The 17,239-nt window shown below is 60.5% G+C and carries 18 protein-coding genes; 13 read left to right on the forward strand and 5 right to left on the reverse strand.

What is annotated here, in order from left to right; all coding sequences use genetic code 11:
- Nucleotides 1–12: 12 nt before the first annotated feature.
- From J2129_RS10200 to J2129_RS10210, 3 genes are read left to right on the forward strand one after another with little or no spacing between them, the layout of a single operon-like run.
- Nucleotides 13–609 (forward strand): MBL fold metallo-hydrolase, encoded by a 597-nt coding sequence (locus J2129_RS10200; protein WP_209630762.1) that lies wholly within the window; start codon nucleotides 13–15, stop codon nucleotides 607–609.
- Nucleotides 609–1,064 carry a DUF123 domain-containing protein gene (locus J2129_RS10205; protein WP_209630763.1) on the forward strand — a complete coding sequence of 152 codons (456 nt, stop codon included), beginning with the start codon at nucleotides 609–611 and terminating at the stop codon, nucleotides 1,062–1,064. Before J2129_RS10200 ends, J2129_RS10205 begins: the two co-directional genes overlap by 1 nt.
- Nucleotides 1,061–1,612 carry a flavodoxin family protein gene (locus J2129_RS10210; protein WP_209630764.1) on the forward strand — a complete coding sequence of 184 codons (552 nt, stop codon included), beginning with the start codon at nucleotides 1,061–1,063 and terminating at the stop codon, nucleotides 1,610–1,612. Before J2129_RS10205 ends, J2129_RS10210 begins: the two co-directional genes overlap by 4 nt.
- Before the next feature lie 286 nt (nucleotides 1,613–1,898).
- On the opposite strand, the gene cofH is transcribed toward J2129_RS10210, so the two are convergent.
- From cofH to purE, 3 genes are all read right to left on the reverse strand, one after another.
- On the reverse strand, nucleotides 1,899–2,990 hold the full coding sequence (gene cofH, locus J2129_RS10215) for a 5-amino-6-(D-ribitylamino)uracil--L-tyrosine 4-hydroxyphenyl transferase CofH (RefSeq protein ID WP_209630765.1): 1,092 nt from the start codon (nucleotides 2,988–2,990) through the stop codon (nucleotides 1,899–1,901).
- 17 nt (nucleotides 2,991–3,007) lie between these two features.
- Nucleotides 3,008–3,679 (reverse strand): signal peptidase I, encoded by a 672-nt coding sequence (locus tag J2129_RS10220; RefSeq protein WP_209630766.1) that lies wholly within the window; start codon nucleotides 3,677–3,679, stop codon nucleotides 3,008–3,010.
- A gap of 581 nt (nucleotides 3,680–4,260) precedes the next feature.
- Entirely contained in the window at nucleotides 4,261–4,650 is a 390-nt protein-coding gene (purE, locus tag J2129_RS10225) for a 5-(carboxyamino)imidazole ribonucleotide mutase (RefSeq protein ID WP_209630767.1), read from the reverse strand.
- Between the two features lie 902 nt (nucleotides 4,651–5,552).
- Here purE and J2129_RS10230 point away from each other — a divergent pair.
- From J2129_RS10230 to J2129_RS10265, 8 genes are all read left to right on the forward strand, one after another.
- Nucleotides 5,553–6,686, forward strand: coding sequence for an alanine--glyoxylate aminotransferase family protein (locus J2129_RS10230; protein WP_209630768.1), 1,134 nt, complete (start codon nucleotides 5,553–5,555; stop codon nucleotides 6,684–6,686).
- Nucleotides 6,683–7,144 (forward strand): riboflavin synthase, encoded by a 462-nt coding sequence (ribC, locus tag J2129_RS10235; RefSeq protein WP_209630769.1) that lies wholly within the window; start codon nucleotides 6,683–6,685, stop codon nucleotides 7,142–7,144. Before J2129_RS10230 ends, ribC begins: the two co-directional genes overlap by 4 nt.
- A gap of 51 nt (nucleotides 7,145–7,195) precedes the next feature.
- Complete coding sequence (gene ribH / locus J2129_RS10240; protein ID WP_209630770.1) at nucleotides 7,196–7,603, forward strand: 6,7-dimethyl-8-ribityllumazine synthase; 408 nt, start codon at nucleotides 7,196–7,198, stop codon at nucleotides 7,601–7,603.
- Nucleotides 7,600–8,742 carry a pyridoxal phosphate-dependent aminotransferase gene (locus tag J2129_RS10245; protein ID WP_209630771.1) on the forward strand — a complete coding sequence of 381 codons (1,143 nt, stop codon included), beginning with the start codon at nucleotides 7,600–7,602 and terminating at the stop codon, nucleotides 8,740–8,742. The genes ribH and J2129_RS10245 overlap by 4 nt, the downstream gene beginning before the upstream one ends.
- Nucleotides 8,743–8,762: 20 nt before the next feature.
- Complete coding sequence (locus J2129_RS10250; protein WP_209630772.1) at nucleotides 8,763–10,529, forward strand: PAS domain S-box protein; 1,767 nt, start codon at nucleotides 8,763–8,765, stop codon at nucleotides 10,527–10,529.
- A gap of 85 nt (nucleotides 10,530–10,614) precedes the next feature.
- Entirely contained in the window at nucleotides 10,615–10,968 is a 354-nt protein-coding gene (locus J2129_RS10255) for a DUF2703 domain-containing protein (protein WP_209630773.1), read from the forward strand.
- 39 nt (nucleotides 10,969–11,007) lie between these two features.
- Nucleotides 11,008–11,655 carry a Yip1 family protein gene (locus J2129_RS10260; RefSeq protein ID WP_209630774.1) on the forward strand — a complete coding sequence of 216 codons (648 nt, stop codon included), beginning with the start codon at nucleotides 11,008–11,010 and terminating at the stop codon, nucleotides 11,653–11,655.
- A 25-nt stretch (nucleotides 11,656–11,680) separates the two neighbouring features.
- Entirely contained in the window at nucleotides 11,681–12,814 is a 1,134-nt protein-coding gene (locus tag J2129_RS10265) for a hypothetical protein (RefSeq protein ID WP_209630775.1), read from the forward strand.
- A gap of 574 nt (nucleotides 12,815–13,388) precedes the next feature.
- Here the strand turns inward: J2129_RS10265 and J2129_RS10270 are convergent.
- The gene (locus J2129_RS10270; protein WP_209630776.1) at nucleotides 13,389–14,666 is read right to left on the reverse strand and encodes an APC family permease; all 1,278 of its coding nucleotides are present in this window, start codon (nucleotides 14,664–14,666) and stop codon (nucleotides 13,389–13,391) included.
- 91 nt (nucleotides 14,667–14,757) lie between these two features.
- Between J2129_RS10270 and J2129_RS10275 the strand changes: the two genes are divergently transcribed.
- Nucleotides 14,758–15,036: a DNA-directed RNA polymerase subunit L gene (locus J2129_RS10275; protein WP_209630777.1), complete on the forward strand. Its 279-nt coding sequence runs from the start codon at nucleotides 14,758–14,760 to the stop codon at nucleotides 15,034–15,036.
- 11 nt (nucleotides 15,037–15,047) lie between these two features.
- Nucleotides 15,048–15,662 (forward strand): class I SAM-dependent methyltransferase, encoded by a 615-nt coding sequence (locus J2129_RS10280; RefSeq protein ID WP_209630778.1) that lies wholly within the window; start codon nucleotides 15,048–15,050, stop codon nucleotides 15,660–15,662.
- A gap of 948 nt (nucleotides 15,663–16,610) precedes the next feature.
- On the opposite strand, the gene J2129_RS10285 is transcribed toward J2129_RS10280, so the two are convergent.
- Nucleotides 16,611–17,222, reverse strand: coding sequence for a translation initiation factor IF-2 subunit beta (locus J2129_RS10285; RefSeq protein ID WP_209631325.1), 612 nt, complete (start codon nucleotides 17,220–17,222; stop codon nucleotides 16,611–16,613).
- Nucleotides 17,223–17,239: the final 17 nt, after the last annotated feature.

The raw sequence follows: 17,239 nt of genomic DNA on the forward strand, positions 1-17,239 counted from the left end.
TTATTATTCTGCATGCCTGTCGTCTGGTTGCCAGGAGAAGGATTCTTCGCGAACAGTTATATCTGCGGCGAGGTGCTCATCGACGCTGGGGTCTATCCCATGGCGGTCGCGCCCTATGCCGAAGAGATCACCACGATCGTGCTCACCCACACGCACTATGACCACACCGCCCACCTGAAAGAGCTCAGAGACCTCTGTCATGCCGAGGTCTGCGTCCATGCCTTTGACGTGAGGGGCCTCACCGACGACGCCCCGAGTCTTGCCCCGCTCTTCGTGGCCAGGCCCCCCGGGATCGCCCCCGACCGTCTGCTCAAGGACGGGGATCAGGTCGGCGGGCTTGAGGTGATCCATACCCCAGGCCACACGCCAGGCGGGATCTCGCTGTACCAGAGAGAGGAAGAACTCCTCTTCTGCGGGGACACTATCTTCCCTGGCGGGTCCTTCGGGCGCTACGACTTTCATGGCGGCGACCGCGTCGCCCTGGCCAGGTCGGTCGAGCGGCTCGCAACCCTGGAGGTAAAGGGACTGTACCCGGGCCACGGTACCCCAGTGGAGGAAAAGGGCGGGCGCCATGTGAGGGCGGCGGCCATGGCCCTCCAGGGGAGCTGATGAAAGGGATCTATTGCCTGGTCTTCCAGAACCAGGCCGCCACCCTCGGAGTCGGGACCCTCGGCGAGGTGGCCTTCAGGGAGGGGTGGCACCTCTATGTCGGGTCGGCCCAGGGACCTGGCGGACTCAGGGCCAGGGTGGGCCGCCATCTCCGTCTCGCCGCAGTGCGGGACCGCCGGCCGCGCTGGCATGTCGACCGCCTCCTCCTCTCAGACGCCTTCACTCTCATGGGGGTAGTCTGCGGCGTGACCGACGAAGACCTTGAATGCAGGCTTGCCACCGCGATCAGCGGGGATTCTGTCGAGGGGTTTGGGTGCAGTGACTGCACGTGTGTCTCTCATCTTTTCTACCGCCCTGACGAGCCATTCACCGAGATCACCGATGCCTTCACCTCGATAAGGCTTGATCCACAGATCAGAAAGAGCAATATGGGGGGATGCCATCTCAATGTATGAAGGTCCTCGGCATCTCAGGGAGCATGAGAAAGGACGGGAACACCGCCCAGCTCATCAGGTACGTCCTCGCAAAGGTCCAGGCGACCGGGATCGAGACTGAATTCGTTTCTTTTACGGGCAGGATGATCAAACCCTGCACCGGGTGCGAACAGTGCAAGGAAACCAAGTGGTGCGTCATCGAAGGCGATGACTGGGCCGACCTTGCCAGAAAAATGCTTGAGGCCGAGGTGGTCGTCCTCGGGTCGCCGACCTATTACTACGACGTCAACGGCCAGATGAAGAACTTCATCGACCGGACATATTCACTCTTCCATGACCGCAAACTCGCGGGACGGAGCGCGGTGGCGGTGACTGTCTGCGCCGACCGCGGGTGCGAACGTTCGCTTGAGACGATCGAGGGGTTCCTGAATACTCACCACTTCTCGTACCTCGGGTATGTCTGCGGGAAGGCGTATGCCCCTGGCGAGATTATGACCGACGCACGAGCGGTGAGGAAGGCCGACGAGGTCGCGCAGAAGATCGTGAATCTCCTGCAGCCGCGTGATTAAGTGGAGATCCTGAAGAGGACGGGATGATGCGGTCCCCCTCTCTTCTTCGCAAGAAGGAAAGAATCTCTGTGGCGGGGGGCGTGCCGCCCCCCAAACCCCCCGCCACACGATACGTCAAGGGTGGCAGCACACTCTTTATGGCCATCTATTCTGCCTTCCCGTCCCTATCGTGGTCCCGGGGGTCCGGGCGGCACTCGCCCCCGGCCAAAGGGGTAGGAAGAGGGGTGACATCCATTCTCTCCACGACATATGGAGGGCTCTACAGAGCCCCTCTTTCCTATCCCCCTCAGATCAATTCATACAATGTCGTCCGCTGCCGCAACGGCCGTCCCAGATCCTCAGTGATCCGGCGCATCGCCGAAGGGTCGAGATAATCGGCGTCCTCTGCCCCGGCGTCGGTGGAGACCTCGTCATCGAACATCGTGCCGCCCAGGTCGTTGCACCCGGCCATGAGCCCGAGCTGCGCCAGCCTCGTCCCGACCTTTCCCCACGAGATCTGGATGTTCTCGAAGTTGTCCAGGAAGAGACGGGCAACCGAAAACATCAGCAGGTCTTCACGCCCGGTCGTGCCTGGCCGTGCGATCCCGGCCTTATAGAGTGGGGTGTTGGTGTGGATGAAGGGGAGGGGGACGAGTTCGGTGAACCCATGGGTCCTGTCCTGGACCTCGCGCAAGACCCCGAGGTGGCGCACCCGGTCGGCCTCAGACTCGTAACTCCCGTACATGATCGTGGCCGTCGACCTGATCCCCATCTGATGGGCCTCGGTGATCACCCGGACCCAGGTGGCGGTGTCCACCTTCCGCGGGCAGATCACCTGCCGCACCTCGTCGACCAGGATCTCGGCCGCCGTCCCCTGGAGGGTGCCGAGCCCCGCGGCACGGAGGCGTTTGAGCACCTCCTTTGTGGATATCCCGCTCCGCTCCGCGGCAAAGGCCACCTCCTCGGGACTGCAGGTGTGGATGTCGGCATCAGGGAGGATCGCATGTACCCACCCGATCATCTCCTCATAGGAGGTGACGTCAAAGTCGGGGTGGACGCCTGAGAGAAAACAGACCTCGCTGACTCCGCGGTCGCGGGCAAGACAGGCCCGACGCTCCACCTCTTCTCTCCCATGGAAATAGGCGCCAGGGTCGGTGGCCTTCCGCCCGAACCCGCAGAACCCACAGAGGTTCTTGCAGATATTGGTGATGTGAAGGTTCTGGTTGCGCACATAGGTGACCGTCTCGCCGGCACGTTCCTGCCTGGCCTCGTCGGCGGCCGCCGCGATCTCCCACACCTGCCGGTCCCGCACCTTCAGGAGGGTGAGGGCCTCCTCCTCGGTCATCCGGTGGCCTGCACGCGTGTCTGAGAGTAGTACACTGATTTCGTCTCTGGGCATAGGGGGGTTCTCCCGGTTTATTTCTGTTCTTTTCTGCGCCCGACCACAAAGTCGTAGACCAGCATCAGGACGATCAGGACGATGGCCACCTCGAGGATATGGAGGGGGAGGTAGCCGACGAGCGGGATCGCAAAGAGAGCCTTGCCTACCACCCACTCCTTCTTCACCGGTTCGATCTGCCCGCCGACCTCGCGGTAGACAGAGAGCTGATCTGGGGCCGGGTTGTTGTCTCCCATCGTGATATAGCCTGCATGCGGGGCAGTATACTCGGCGGTATGCCCGGTCTCGAGAGGCAACATCACCGTCTGGTTCGCTTCGACCCACATGAGGGCACGATGGATGATCGGGTTGACAGAGTCGGCGCCGTTGGGGCGATAGATGACCACGTCGCCATAGTCATTGTATTTCACATACCCCGAGGCCTGGCCGTCCTCCCATGTCTGGAAGTCGCCATAACGCTCAGGGGCAGAGACGAAGACCAGGTCGCCGACGTTCATATTCGGGATCATGCTCCCTGATTCGATCGCCACCACCGCCGGCCAGGTCCCTGAGACCAGAAAGAGGACCAGGGCGATCCCTGCGACTACCGCGACCGCCCAGGCGATGTCTCTGGCGATGGATACGGCAGGATGCTTGCTTGTCCTGATCTGTTCGATCACACCCGGTTTTTTGGCCGCTCTGTCAGACATCTGTAGGGAGTTGTTAGGAGCGGCACATAATATAAATATAGGATCAGATCGCCGGGGGGGGGCGGGACATACCTGGCGACCAGGCAGTATTTTTCCTTGTTGCGACCCCCTTGAGTGGATCCTGAAGACACGTCAGGGGTTCACATCGATCAGGTTGCCGCCCTCCTCGTAGTATCACGGTTGCCATCTCGTGCCACGTGCGGAGGTGTGAAAATCAGGGCCTGGTGAAATCCTTTTGAGATCCCCGGGCAGGTGAACGGTTCGCACGTGCGCCCGGAAAAGATGAGGATATACCATGAGCATATCCCACCACTCCCTGAGGCCTGACCATCGTCTTGAACCGAAGACTCTCCTTCCTGGGGGGCGGCAATGAGGCGGGGGTCTCACAGAGTGTCCTGTGCTGAAGGAGCGGGCATAGATCCACACTCCCTGGAGACCCACGATCATGTTCAATCGCGTATGCGTGAGCCTCAGGGTCATGCTCGATTCTACAGAGCGAAAAAGATGAAGGCTCTCTTCACACCCCAGAACATCTCCTGGGACATCTCATGAAATATTCTAAAGCGGCCCTGAAATGTGTGTTACGCCGTGCCCAGGATCCGCGCCGCGAGGTGGGCGGCATTCTCCCCGCCGTCCACGGCGACACATGCGACCGGCACGCCCTTCGGCATCTGCACCACCGAGAGGAGGGCGTCAAGTCCGCCGAGGAGTGTACCAGAGACCGGCACTCCTATCACCGGTTTTTTGGTCTTCGAGGCCACGACACCGGGGAGTGCCGCCGACATCCCGGCGATGCAGATGAAGACCGTCGCGTCCGAGGTCTTCACGTACTCGTCCAGGCGCTCGGGATCGCGGTGGGCCGAGATCACCTGGAGGTCATAGGTGATCCCATATTCGGCGAGTATATGTGTGGCCTTCTCGGCAATTGCACTGTCAGAGGCCGATCCGATGATGACTGCAACATCTGGCATGATGAATCCACTCTGTCTGCTTCCAAGATAGTGGGGCGGGATGGTTTATGCCTTCTCCTGCTCCTGGCAGAACTCTGAGGAGTGAACATTCACACACCCCGCCACACGATAGGCACAATCTCTTCCAGGATCTTTGTCCCGGCCTTCGTGATCTCACCGTCGTCCTGAGTGTCAGGGGGATGAGAGGGATCACTATCCTGGGAAGATGAGTTTGAGAGACAGGTCTTGATCTTCGAGAGCGCCCCCGATCCCCCCGCGCGATCGATAGGCGGTGGACGGCATTACGCTCTTCATGGCCATTGAGTGTGTCTTCCCACACAATCACGCCGGGGGCGCTGCCTCCGGACCCCCGGGATGAAGATTGGGGCGAGAAGGCTGAATCGAAGATCCTGAATGACTGGATGCCATCCTCGACCAATCGTGTGGCGGGGGGTCCGGGGGGCAAGGCCCCCCGGCGCGAGGCGGCGGGGAAGAGTCTAAAATATGAGATGAAGATAGGGTGGAGAAGGCAGAGAGACAATTATTCAGAAGGCGTCTCTGTTCTTTGCGTATGGGTCATGTCTGCCACAGATAGTTTCAAATCCCCATCAAAATCTCAGGAGCCGATCTTCTAGATCATTTTCATGGTAAATACTCTTGATGACTATCTCTGCAGGGCCATTCGGTGATCTTCCGGCGTGGGTGTTCTGCTCTGAAGAAGGAGCACGGGTCCATCCCATGTCATTTTCATCATATATCCATGAGCCAGAGGTTCATACCCAATTCTACAAACCCAGAAATTCTTCCTTCATACCCCTTGTGCTCCACCGCCTCCAGGTCAGATCAAAATGTTCGTGAACGCCCCGGCACCCCTGCCCGGGGCAAATCTACATTGCCACGTACCGCGAATCAAACCTGTACCTATGGAAGACGTACGACTCCTGATGCTGCCAGGTCCGGTCCCGCTCCCTGAACGGGTATGCCAGGCCATGATGCGTCAGGCCATCAACCACCGCGGTCCCGAGTTCGGCGCCGCATATACCGAGAGTGTCGAAGTCCTGAAAGAATGCTTTGGGACAGAAAACGACGTGCTGGTCCTCAGTGGCTCAGGCACCGCCGGCATGGACGCCGCGATCTCCAACTTCGGGAAGGGCAAAAAGATTGCCTCGCTCGTCAACGGGAAGTTCGGCGACCGTCTCTACCAGATCGCCGCGCGCAACGGCGACGCCACCGAGATCGCCTCCGAGTGGGGGACCCCGGTCGACCTTGCCGCCCTCGAGGACGCCCTTGAGAACGGCGCCGAGATGGTGACGATGGTCCACAACGAGACCTCCGCCGGTATCCTCAACCCGGCCAAGGAAGTCGGCACACTTGCGCACAAGTACGACGCCCTCTTTGTGATGGACGGCGTCACCTCGGTCGGCGGCGACGAAGTCCTCGCCGACAAGTGGGGAGTCGACGTCGCGATCGTCGGGTCGCAGAAGTGCCTCGCCGCCCCGGCCGGGCTTGCCGCCGTCGCCGTCTCTGACCGGGCATGGGACCGGATCGTCGAGGACCGTCCCTTCTACCTCGACCTCGCCTCGTACCGGAAGAGCGCCCAGAAAGAGCCGATGCAGACCCCGTACACCCCGGCAGTCCCATTGTTCCTCGGGCTTCACGAGTCCCTGATGATGATCAAGGAAGAAGGAATGGCCGCGAGGGTTGCCAGGCACCGCAAGATGTCGGCCTCGGTCCGCGCCGCCGTCGCCGCATGGGGACTCGAGATGTTCCCGCAGCTCGACGAACACTCGGCCTATTCGAACACCGTCACCGCGGTGCGGATGCCCGAAGGCGTCGCCGACGCCGACGTGCGCGGCAAAGTCAAGCAGATGGGCATCGAGATCGCCGGCGGGCAGGACCACCTCAAGGGCAAGATCTTCCGCATCGGTTCGATGGGTGCGGTCAGCGCCCCCGAGATCCTTGCCACCCTCGCCGCAGTCCAGCACGCACTCCGCAAGGCTGGCGTTGCCGGCGTGGGTGACGGTGTCGAGGCCGCGGCAGAGGTGCTGGATTCATGAAGGTCGGGGTTGCCGACACCACCTTTGCACGCGTCAACATGGGCGCGATCGCCATCGACGAGCTGAAACGACATGGCAGCGTGGCGATCGAACGCACCACGGTCCCGGGATTCAAGGACCTCCCGGTGGCCTGCAAGAAACTCATCGAAGAGCGAGGATGCGACATCGTCATCGCCCTCGGGATGCCGGGCGGGCAGGAGAAGGACAAACTCTGCGCCCACGAAGCTTCCCAGGGATTGATGCTCGCTCAGCTGATGACCAACCACCATATCATCGAGGTCTTTGTCCATGAGGACGAGGCCAGAGACGACCGGGAACTCGCCTGGCTTGCCGAACGGCGGACGAGAGAACATGCCGAGAACGCCGTGAACCTCGTCCTCCGTCCCGAGGTGCTGACCAGAATGGCCGGCACCGGGCAGCGGCAGGGCTTCAAAGACGCCGGCCCGGCCAGGCAGTAGACCGGCAGGAATAAAAGAAGACTGGAAAAAGGATCAATCGAGGAGATCATCATGACAATCAAACTTGGCTTCGTCGTGGCAGAGTTCAACCGCGACATCACCTATATGATGGAGATCGAGGCACAGGAACACGCGAAGTTCCTGGGCGCAGAAGTGACCGAGAGTTTCTACGTCCCTGGCGCCTACGACATGCCCCTTGCGATCAAGAAGATGCTGGAAGACGGGAAGGTCGACGCTGTCGTGACCATCGGGTGCGTCATCGAGGGTGCCACCCAGCACGACGAGATCGTGGTTCAGCACGCCGCTCGCAAGATCATCGACCTCTCCCTTGAGTACAACAAACCTGTCTCCCTCGGGATCTCAGGGCCTGGCATGACCAGACTCGAGGCCAACGAGCGGATCGACTATGCAAGACGTGCGGTCGAGTCGGCCATCAAGATGGTGCAGAGATTAGGATGAGAGCCCTCTCTGAGAAGGTCGGTGCCGTCGCCCCGTCGGCGACGATCGAGATCTCGGACGCCGCCAAGCGGATGAAGAGAGAGGGGATCGACGTCATCTCTCTCTCCATCGGCGAACCCGACTTCGATACGCCCGACCACATCGTGCAGGCCTGTGCCGACGCCCTGAAGAGGGGCGAGACCCATTATGCCCCCTCGAACGGGATCCCTGAACTCCTGCACGCGGTGACCGAGAAGTGCCGGACCGAGAACCAGATCCCCTGCACCCCTGACCAGGTCATCGCTACCTGCGGGGCGAAGAGTGCCATCTACGAGGCAATGCAAGCCTGTCTCAACCCTGGCGACGAGGTGATCCTCCCTGACCCGGCGTGGGTCAGCTATGAACCCTGCGTCCAGATGGCCGGGGGCAGGGTCGTCCACCACATGATGGACGAGCCCGACTTCCAGCTCGACGACTCTCTCCTCGAACGGGTGGGCCAGAAGACCAGGATGATCGTGATCAACTCGCCCTCCAACCCGGCCGGGACAGTCCTCTCGAAGGAGTCCCTGAACCTGGTCGCCGACCTCTGTGAGGACTATGACCTTCTCGCCCTCTCAGACGAGATCTACGAGAAACTCATCTATGGGAGAGAGCACGTCTCCCTTGCGTCCATCGGCGACATGGCCGAGCGGACGATCACCATCAACGGGTTCTCCAAGGCCTATGCGATGACCGGGTGGCGGCTCGGGTATGCGGTGGCCCCGCTCCCGGTCCTCCGCCAGATGGTCAAGGTCCAGCAGCACTCGGTCTCTCATCCGACCACCTTCGTGATGTGGGGCGGGGTGGCGGCCCTCACCGGCGACCAGTCCTGTGTCGAGGCGATGCGCCAGGAGTTCGAGCGCCGCCGGATGTACATGCTCGACGAGTTCGGGTCGATGGGCTACACGGTCGCCCCGCCTGACGGTGCCTTCTACGCTTTTGTAAAAGTGGAAGGCGACGACATGGCCATCGCGCACGAGTGGCTCAACGAGGCGCACGTGGCCGCGACGCCAGGCAGCGCCTTCAATGCCCCAGGCTGGATCCGCGTCAGCTATGCGGCGTCTCTTGAGACTCTCAAAGAGGCGATGCACCGGATCAGGCTCTGGAAGAACACGAATTAGACCGAGGCGGTGCCCAGGAGATGAGAGAAAAGCCCGGTTTCGACGGCAGATGCGACGTCGTGAGGGTTTTTCTCCTGACATTCTTTTTAGTATCTCTTTTCTCTGCCTCACTCTCACCTGTCGGAGCGATCGCCCCGGACGATTCTCACAATGTCCTCCTCCTCCATTCCTATTATGATGGTCTCTCCTGGACCGACGACGTGACCGGGGGGGTACAGTCAGTCCTTGACAAAGAGGAGGGCGTCGTCCTCTACATCGAGTATATGGACATGCCACGGGTCAACTCCCCCGGGTATGAGGAGGAGTTGATCGAGCTCTTCAGGGTCAAGTATGCAGACGCCTCGTTTGATGCGATCATCTGTGCAGACGAGTACGCCTTCCATTTTCTCCGTGACCATCATGATGATCTCTTCCCTGGTGTCCCGGTCGTCTTCTGCGGGGTGAATTATTTTGAAGATGCCTATCTCGAGGGTTGGGACTGCACCGGGATCGTCGAGGCATACGATGTGGTCGGCACCATCGATGCCGCCCTTGCGCTTGACCCTGGAGTCAGGAGGATCTATGTCATCAATGACTGCTCAGAGACCGGTCTCTCCAACCAGAAGGTGATCGAACGAGCGGCCGGGGAATATCAGGGGCGCCTGGAGATCGTCTCCTCTGAAGGGCAATCCCTCGACCAGGTCCTGGACACTGTCGCCGCCCTTCCGCCAGACGCAATCGTCCTCCTGATGACCTTCTACCTGGATCAGGACGGCACCTCGTACGACTATGACGAGGTCGTCGGCACGGTGAGCGCCGCCTCGCCGGTCCCGGTCTATGGGGTCTGGGATATCTACCTGGGGGAAGGGCTTGTGGGGGGCCGTCTCACCTCGGGAGAGGACCAGGGGACTGCCGCCGGGCGCCTTGCCCTGCGGGTGCTTGAGGGCGAGTCGGCGTCGAAGATCCCGGTCGAGGCCGATCTCCAGGGGACCTATAGGTTTGACTATCGACAACTGGACCGGTTCGGGCTCCAGGAGTCTGACCTGCCGGCAGGGAGTACGGTCATCCATGCCCCAAACACGGCCGTCGAGATCGACCGTGAGGTGCTCGCGGCGGTGATCATCGCCCTCGTGACTCTTCTCCTCCTGGTCGGGTTCCTGGCCTATACCATCCGCGTGAGAAAGAAGACCGAACATGCCCTGAAAAAGAGTGAGCAGAAGTTCCGCGAGATCGCGGAGCGGAGTTTTGACGTCATCTTCATCACCGATGCCGACGGCGAGTACACCTACCTCTCCCCCTCGGTCAGGAGGGTCACCGGATATACCCCCGAGGAACTCGTCGGGAGGTCATACCGCGCGGGACTGCGTGAGAAATGGAAAAAGATCGTAGAGGATGCAATCGCCGCCCTCAAGTCCGGCGAGGTCGTCGAGGGAGTGGAGGTCTGTTTCTATGCAAAGGACGGGTCGCCCAGGCACCTTGAGATCAATGCCGCTCCCATCATGGTCGAAGGGGCGGTGGCCGGGGCCCAGGGGGTGGTGCGCGACGTCACCGAACGCCGCGAGATGGAGCGTGTCCGTGAGGAGGCCTATGCCCAGATCGACCAGAACATCGCCCAGTTCGCCACCCTCGGCGACGAGATCAGGAACCCTCTCTCGGTCATCGTCGGGCTTGCCGATCTCAACTGCGATGAGAGGGACGCCGAGCAGATCCTCGAACAGGCCAGGATCATTGATGCGATCATCGACCGCCTCGACCAGGGATGGATCGAGTCCGAGAAGGTGCAGGCCTTCCTGAGAAAGCGGAATTGACTGGCGCAGGTTGATATGGCCTGGGCTCTACCTTCTGGAGTATGGTGAGAGAAGACAGGAGGGCGAACTGACGAAGGAGAGATTTGTGGTCCTCTGGCGCAGGGGCCCGGGAGTGCGGTGCCACTACCGCACCACCGACACGGAACGGTCCCTGGGAGAAGTCCTGGAAGAGATCCGCCCTCTTCTTGAGGAGAGCGGGGTCATCGTCGAGGTCAGGGTGGAAAAGGTCGCCGGGGACGTCTCAGAGGTCTCCTTCAATGGCCTCCCTCTGCAGGACCTGGTCGAGGAGATCGCGAAGGCCGAGGCCTATTGCAGCGGGCCTTCACGGATGGAAGAACTCGGTCATCCAGAGATCGCCTATGACCCTGAGGTGCGTGTGGGGTGCGTCGTCCCTGAGATTATCTTCAGGAAGGCGGTCCTCATGGCGCTTGAAGAATAATCGTCTTATTTATATGGTTTGGCTGTGCCAGAGATCTCTATGAGTCATTGGATGGTCGACCTCCTCCTCAACCCTGACACCTTCTTCAGGGAAAGGGCTGACCAGGAGGCTGGACTGAAATTCCCGTTGTTGTGCGTCCTGTTGGCCGGGCTTGCGATGGCACCGGGGGCGTACAAGTCGGTCGAGATCACAGGATCCCTCTTCTCTCCTGAGATGCAGTCGTACATGTGGTTTGGCGGGCTCATTGCGGCTATTTTTGTGGTGATCACTGCGTTTTTGATGTTTATCGCAGTGGCGATAGTGTTCTATCTCATCTCTGCGGCATTCAAGGGTCAGGGAGATATAATAAAGACATTTGAGGTGGCCGGGTATGGATTTCTCCCGATGGTCTTTGGGAGTATCCTCTCGTCTGCGGTGTATTATTATTATGCTCCATCCATAGCGCTTCCGCAGGTGGACCCGACCACGGAGGCCGGGATGGAGGCAATGGGCCAGGCGATCGCCAGTGCGCCGATGACGATGATCTCCGCCATCCTCGGGATCCTCTTCCTCCTCTGGTCTGCCAATATCTGGATCTTCGGGATGCGGCATGCACGCGCCCTCACCCTGCGCCACGCCCTCATCACCGTCGGTCTGCCGGTGGGGATATATATTATTATTCAGATCTGGTCCCTGGGAGTTCTGTAATATGCGGTCGCTGTGGATATGGTGCATGGTCTTCCTCTTTCTCCTCCCTACAGCTGCAGTGGCATACAATGGCGAGGAGAAAGCGGCGAGGGTGGCGGTCCTTGATACCCAGACCGATCCTGCCGTCCTGATGCCCGGCGACGAGGCGACGGTGCGGGTGACGGTGAAGAACACGGCCGATGAGAGTGTTGCGGTCAGCAGCGCAAAGCTGTACACCGAAAGGAACGTGATGGTGCTTGACAGCCCGTACCAGTCATTTGGGGCCATCGGCCCGGGGAACACGGTCAACTTCACCTTCAGGGTCAAGGCCTCGTTGAGTGAAGGATTTTTTTATCCGGTCTTTGTCCTCGATTTCAGGGACGCGGGTTCGCTCAGGTACCCGGTGCCGGTGAAGGTGGATGGGACCGAACCAAGACTCTCCATCTCTGACAGGCCAGACTCGTTTGTCAGGGACAGGAAGGATATGGTGAGAGTGCAGGTGAGCAACCCGCGTGACGGTCCGGTCAATGGGGTCTCGGTCGTTCTCTCTGGCCAGGACCTTGAGATCACCCCGACGAGCGCCTTCATCGGGGGGCTTGAACCTGACGAGGCGGGCGAGACCACCTTCAACATCACCCCCACCGAAGAGATGGACCTTGTGTTCACGCTCAGGTACCGCAACGGCGACAACCAGCGGAGCAAAGAGGTGACCCTCCCGATCGTCTTCTCTGAGGACAAGAAACGGGCCGAGATCGTCGTCTCCGGGGTGGAGGTCACTGCCGAGGGCGGGCATTACCGCGTGAACGGCGACGTCACCAACACCGGACTCGAGGTGGCGAAGGCGGTGGTGATCACCACCGGGGCGCCGGCGGTGCCTGTGGACCCCAACCGCGCCTATCCGGTTGCGTCCCTCGACCCAGACGACCTCGCGAACTTCGATGTCACGTTCACCGCGGAGAACGTCACCGAGGTGCCCCTGGTCATCGAGTACAAGGATGTTGACGGGAACACCTATTCGACGACGGCGATGGTCGGAGTCAAGCCCGCCCTGTCTGATGCAGGGGAGGAGGGAAGCGGGTCTTTCCCTGTGCTCGCGGTGGTGCTGGTCCTCGTGGTCGCGGTGATCGCCGGGGCAGTGATCTTTCGGTCATGGAAGAAGGCGAAGGAGAACGAGTCATAGTGGCGGCGGCGTACATCCCGCACGAGGATAGGCAGAGGACAGCAATCCCCTCTTCATGATCATTTTTGTGCCTTCCCGGCCCCATCGCGGTCCCGGGGGTCCGGGGGCGCCGCGCCCCCGGTGTGATTGTGTGGGAAGGCGATTGAGTCACCCTTGCGTCGAGAAGAAGTGAGGAGTTCTACAAAGCAGGATTTGTAGAATTCTGCATGGGGCGAGATCATGCCTCATGCATATGAGATGAATACTTCTCGTCGCGTGATCTCCTCTATTAAGACAGGAAAACCATTGGGAACTGTGTTCACTTCGCCGCCGCCGCAGCGTTCGATGTGGGAAGGCAATTTAATTGCGCTTGTGTTGGGGATTGGCAGATTTTTCTCCAAAAGGTGATATTTACGATCATGTTCAGGGTACCCCTTCATCGATACGTCAGAGCGGGTTTCTGATCATTCGTCTCCTTCCAGCCGCATTCCCTCGGAACCCACGACGAGGATAGGGGGAAGACGGCACTTAAACGGTATTCCTCTCCATTGCTCTCTCGTACATGAACACCCTGACGTTCGTCTCGGACCCATGTTCATCCGGTCGCCTGCCACCGGTACGAGAGGGCGACCCCGGTCCCGACCAGGAGGAGGCCGAGGAGGTACACCCTTGCCTCGAGTTGCGCCAGGAGGAAGAGGGAGAAGAGCACCCCGAGGACCGGGATGACCGGGACCGGTCCGAGCGCGAGGGGAACCCTGAAGGGCCTTGCGGTCTCGGGCATCCGTATCCTGAGAACGATGACAGTGGCATTGATGAGGACGAAGGTGAGGAAGAGGGCGAGGTTGGTGAGGTTGGCGACAAAGGCGATCTCGCCGGCGAGGGTGGAGAGTGCGGCGACGGCGCCCACCCCCGCGACCGCAACCCATGGAGTTCCAAACCGCGGATGGACGGTCCCGAGTGGGGACGGGAGGGACCCCGCCGCCGCCATCCCATAGGCAAGACGTGAAGCGGCGACGATAAGCAGGAGCGTGGTGTTCGCCGTCGCAAAGAGGGCGACGACCGTGAGGACGGTGAAGGCCTGTGCCCCCAACGCGGCCCCGGCGATCTCGGCGAAGGGCGCCTGCGACCCGGCAAGCCCTTCCCATCCCATCACCGAGACGGCGCTGAGAGTGACGAGCATATAGAGCACGACGACGATGGCCAGGGCGATGACGACCGCCTTCGGGATCGTCTTCTCTGGATTTTTCGTCTCCTCGGCAAGTTTCACCATCTCTTCAAACCCCATATAGGCAAAAAAGACCAGGGCCGCCCCCTGAAACACTCCTGGGAGACCGAGTGGGGCCTCCAGATAGTCCACCTCCCCGAGGTGCGGGAGACCGATGAGGACGATGGCCACGATCCCCCCGATCTCGACCATCGTCATGGCGATGGCAGAGAAAGCGGTCTCGCGGATCCCCCTGATCGAGAGCAGGGAGAGCCCGGCGATGAGGAGCATCGCCACCGGAATTACCGGAAGAGGGGTCGCCTCCCCGAAGTAACCGCCAAACCCGAGGGCGACCGTCGCCGCAGAGAGGACGCCGGAGAGGAGGATCAGCCACCCGATCACAAACCCGGCCCGCCCGCCAAAGCCCTGCGAGACATAGGCATATTCGGCCGAGGCCTTCGGGAACATGGACGCGAGTTCGGCATAGGAGAGCCCGGTGCACGAGGCCATCACCGCCGAGAGCCCGAAGGCCGCCCAGACAGCATTGCCTGCAAGCCCGGCCGCCTCGCCGAGGAGGGCATAGATCCCGGCACCCAGGATGATCCCGACGCCGGTGAGGGTGACCTCTGCCAGACCGAGTTCCCGGCGCAACCCTCCGCCCCTGTCCATACGCCCAATAATCCCGGCGCTTGATATAGATTCCCGGGCCAGGGACGGGTACCCATATCTATATACTCTTCTGCCCACCACCTATCTTTACATGGATATCAAGATCCTGGAGCGTGAAGAGGACAAGGTGCGGATGGTCCTGAAGGGGCAGGGCCACACCTTCATGAACGCCCTCACCGAGGAGCTCCTCACCGACCCCTCGGTCGACGTGGCAAAATATGTGATTATGTACCAGTTCTCGGAGCCTGAACTCTTCGTCACCACCAAAGACGGCAAGGACCCGATCGTCTCGATCCGTGAAGCCTGCGCCCGTCTCACTGTCCAGTGCGACGAGCTTCTCGAAGAGGTCAGGGCAAAGACCACGGCCTGAAGGGCCTGAAGATGCCCAGGAACGCCGCAGGTTTTGACCGGATCGCCACGCAGGTGTTTGCCCCTCTCTATCCGGTCGTCGCGAGAAGACTTCTCTCCTGGGCCGGGACCGAGAAGGGGCTTTGTGTGGACCTCGGTGCGGGTCCAGGTCTGCTCGGGATCGAGGTTGCCGCACACTCAGAGATGGAGGTGCTCGCTCTCGATCGCGATCCTGAGATGCTCTCTTTTGCCGGCCAGCACATCAGGGAGGCCGGGCTCTCAGGGAGGGTCGGGTCGCTTCTCGGCGACGTCCATGCCCTCCCCTTCTGCGACAACACTGTCGACCTTTTCGTCTCTCGTGGCTCGATTTTTTTCTGGGAAGACCGCCCGCGGGCCTTTTCTGAGATCTTTCGCGCCCTTGCTCCGGGCGGGACCGCCTACCTGGGCGGGAGTTTTGGCACCCCTGCCATCAAAGAAGAGATCTTTGCCGAGATGCGGCGGAGAAATCCTCACTGGGACGAGGACGTCGCACGCCGGAGCGGGCGGGGACGGCCCGCCACGCTGACCGCTGCCCTCTCCAGCGCCGGTCTCCACGACGCCGGGATAAAAGATGAGGAGACCGGGTTCTGGGTCGAGATCAAAAAATGATGGCTGTGTAGAAGTTTTCTAGACGGCGATCTCTGCGGGGGCGCGTGCCGCCCTCGGCCTAAGAGGGGGAAGGCGGGTGACACACATCCGCCCACATGATGGGTGAGGGGGTACCATGAGGTCATCCCAACACCCTCCCACCCAGAAGAGAACTTTAGATACCCCCTTTTCGTTATGGATCCATGCATTCATGCTTTCCCCCATCTTCTCGCCGGGGGCTACGCCCCCGGACCCCCCCGAGATGAAGAGAGGGGCGGGAAGGCACAATCAACCGCTATGAAGAGCGTAATGCCATCCACCGCCACTCTTCATCAGCAGGGGGACCCGGGGGGCGCGTGCCGCCCAGTGGAGGATACGGCGTCGCACTCCTCGAAGGGAGGCCTTCAAGTTCAAGACGATGGTCAGGCCTCAGGGAATTGTAAGATATGCTCCATAAAAATGATCCTGACGATCAACCGGGAGGTTTGTATGATGATCTCTCCTCCCCAAGATCCTCCATACCCGAGATCCAAAATCCTGCTCTGAAGGGGGGAGCACAGGTCCACGCACCATGGAGACCCACGATCATGTTCATCACGTATGCGTGAACCCCACGTTCATGCCAGATTCTACAGAACCGAATGATCGAGCTTCTGCCTTCTCGTCCTTCTCTGGATCCCCAGGGCCCGGGTGGCAGGACCCCCGCCATGGAGTTGCAAGCAAAAGAGCATTTCGATATGCCCTGTCGCCCTCCATTGCAAAACTTTCACCGTCCTCTCGCGCCTGAAGGAGACCTCCCTGACCTTCCCACGACGAGGAGAGGGAGGGTGGCCACCTGGTGCTCTTCCCGCGTGGCCTCGTGCTCCCAGGGAGGAACACAGATCAGTGCGCGATCCAGAGACCCACGCTCATGTCCATCGCATCTGCGTGAGCTCCAGGTTCATGCCGGATTTTACAGACCTAAAATGATCAGATCCGTTCGGTGAAGAGGATCGATCCCGAGATCTTGGTGATACGTACCTTCACCGTCTGGCCCGGCTTTGCCTTGGAGACATACATGATGTACTTCCCGATCTTGACGACCCCGTCCCCGCGCCTGGAAATGGACCCGATGGTGACGTCGAGTTCCGAACCTTCTTCCAGTTGATTGGTCGGGGCCTCGGTGCGTGCACGCCGTTTTTTCACCGGCCGATGCCCGCCGCAGGCGTCGCACTTGAGGAGCAGCACCCGCCCGTCTTTGACCAGCCGCGTATCTGGCCGCCCGCACTCAGAACAGATCACGTAGTCTTCAACGAATTTCTTGATCGCCGAGTTGATCATCGTCTCGTCGAACTTTCCGTTGAAGACGGCACGACTCCCTTCAATCTTTCCTGCGGTCCCGAGTTCGCCGACCAGGACCTTCATCAGCTGTTCAGGCTCGCGCCTGATGTACCTGGCGACGTCGGTGAAGTTCTCGATGACCGTGGTCTTGCCTTCAAGGTAGACCTTCGCGTCCGGGATATGGAACCGATCAGAGGTGTCTCCGATTTCGGTGATATTGGCGTAGGCCTTTTTCAATAACTCTTCATAGGGATCTGCCATGCGGTACATTATTGCCG

The organism is Methanofollis sp. W23, from assembly GCF_017875325.1.
Taxonomy (GTDB): Archaea; Halobacteriota; Methanomicrobia; order Methanomicrobiales; family Methanofollaceae; genus Methanofollis.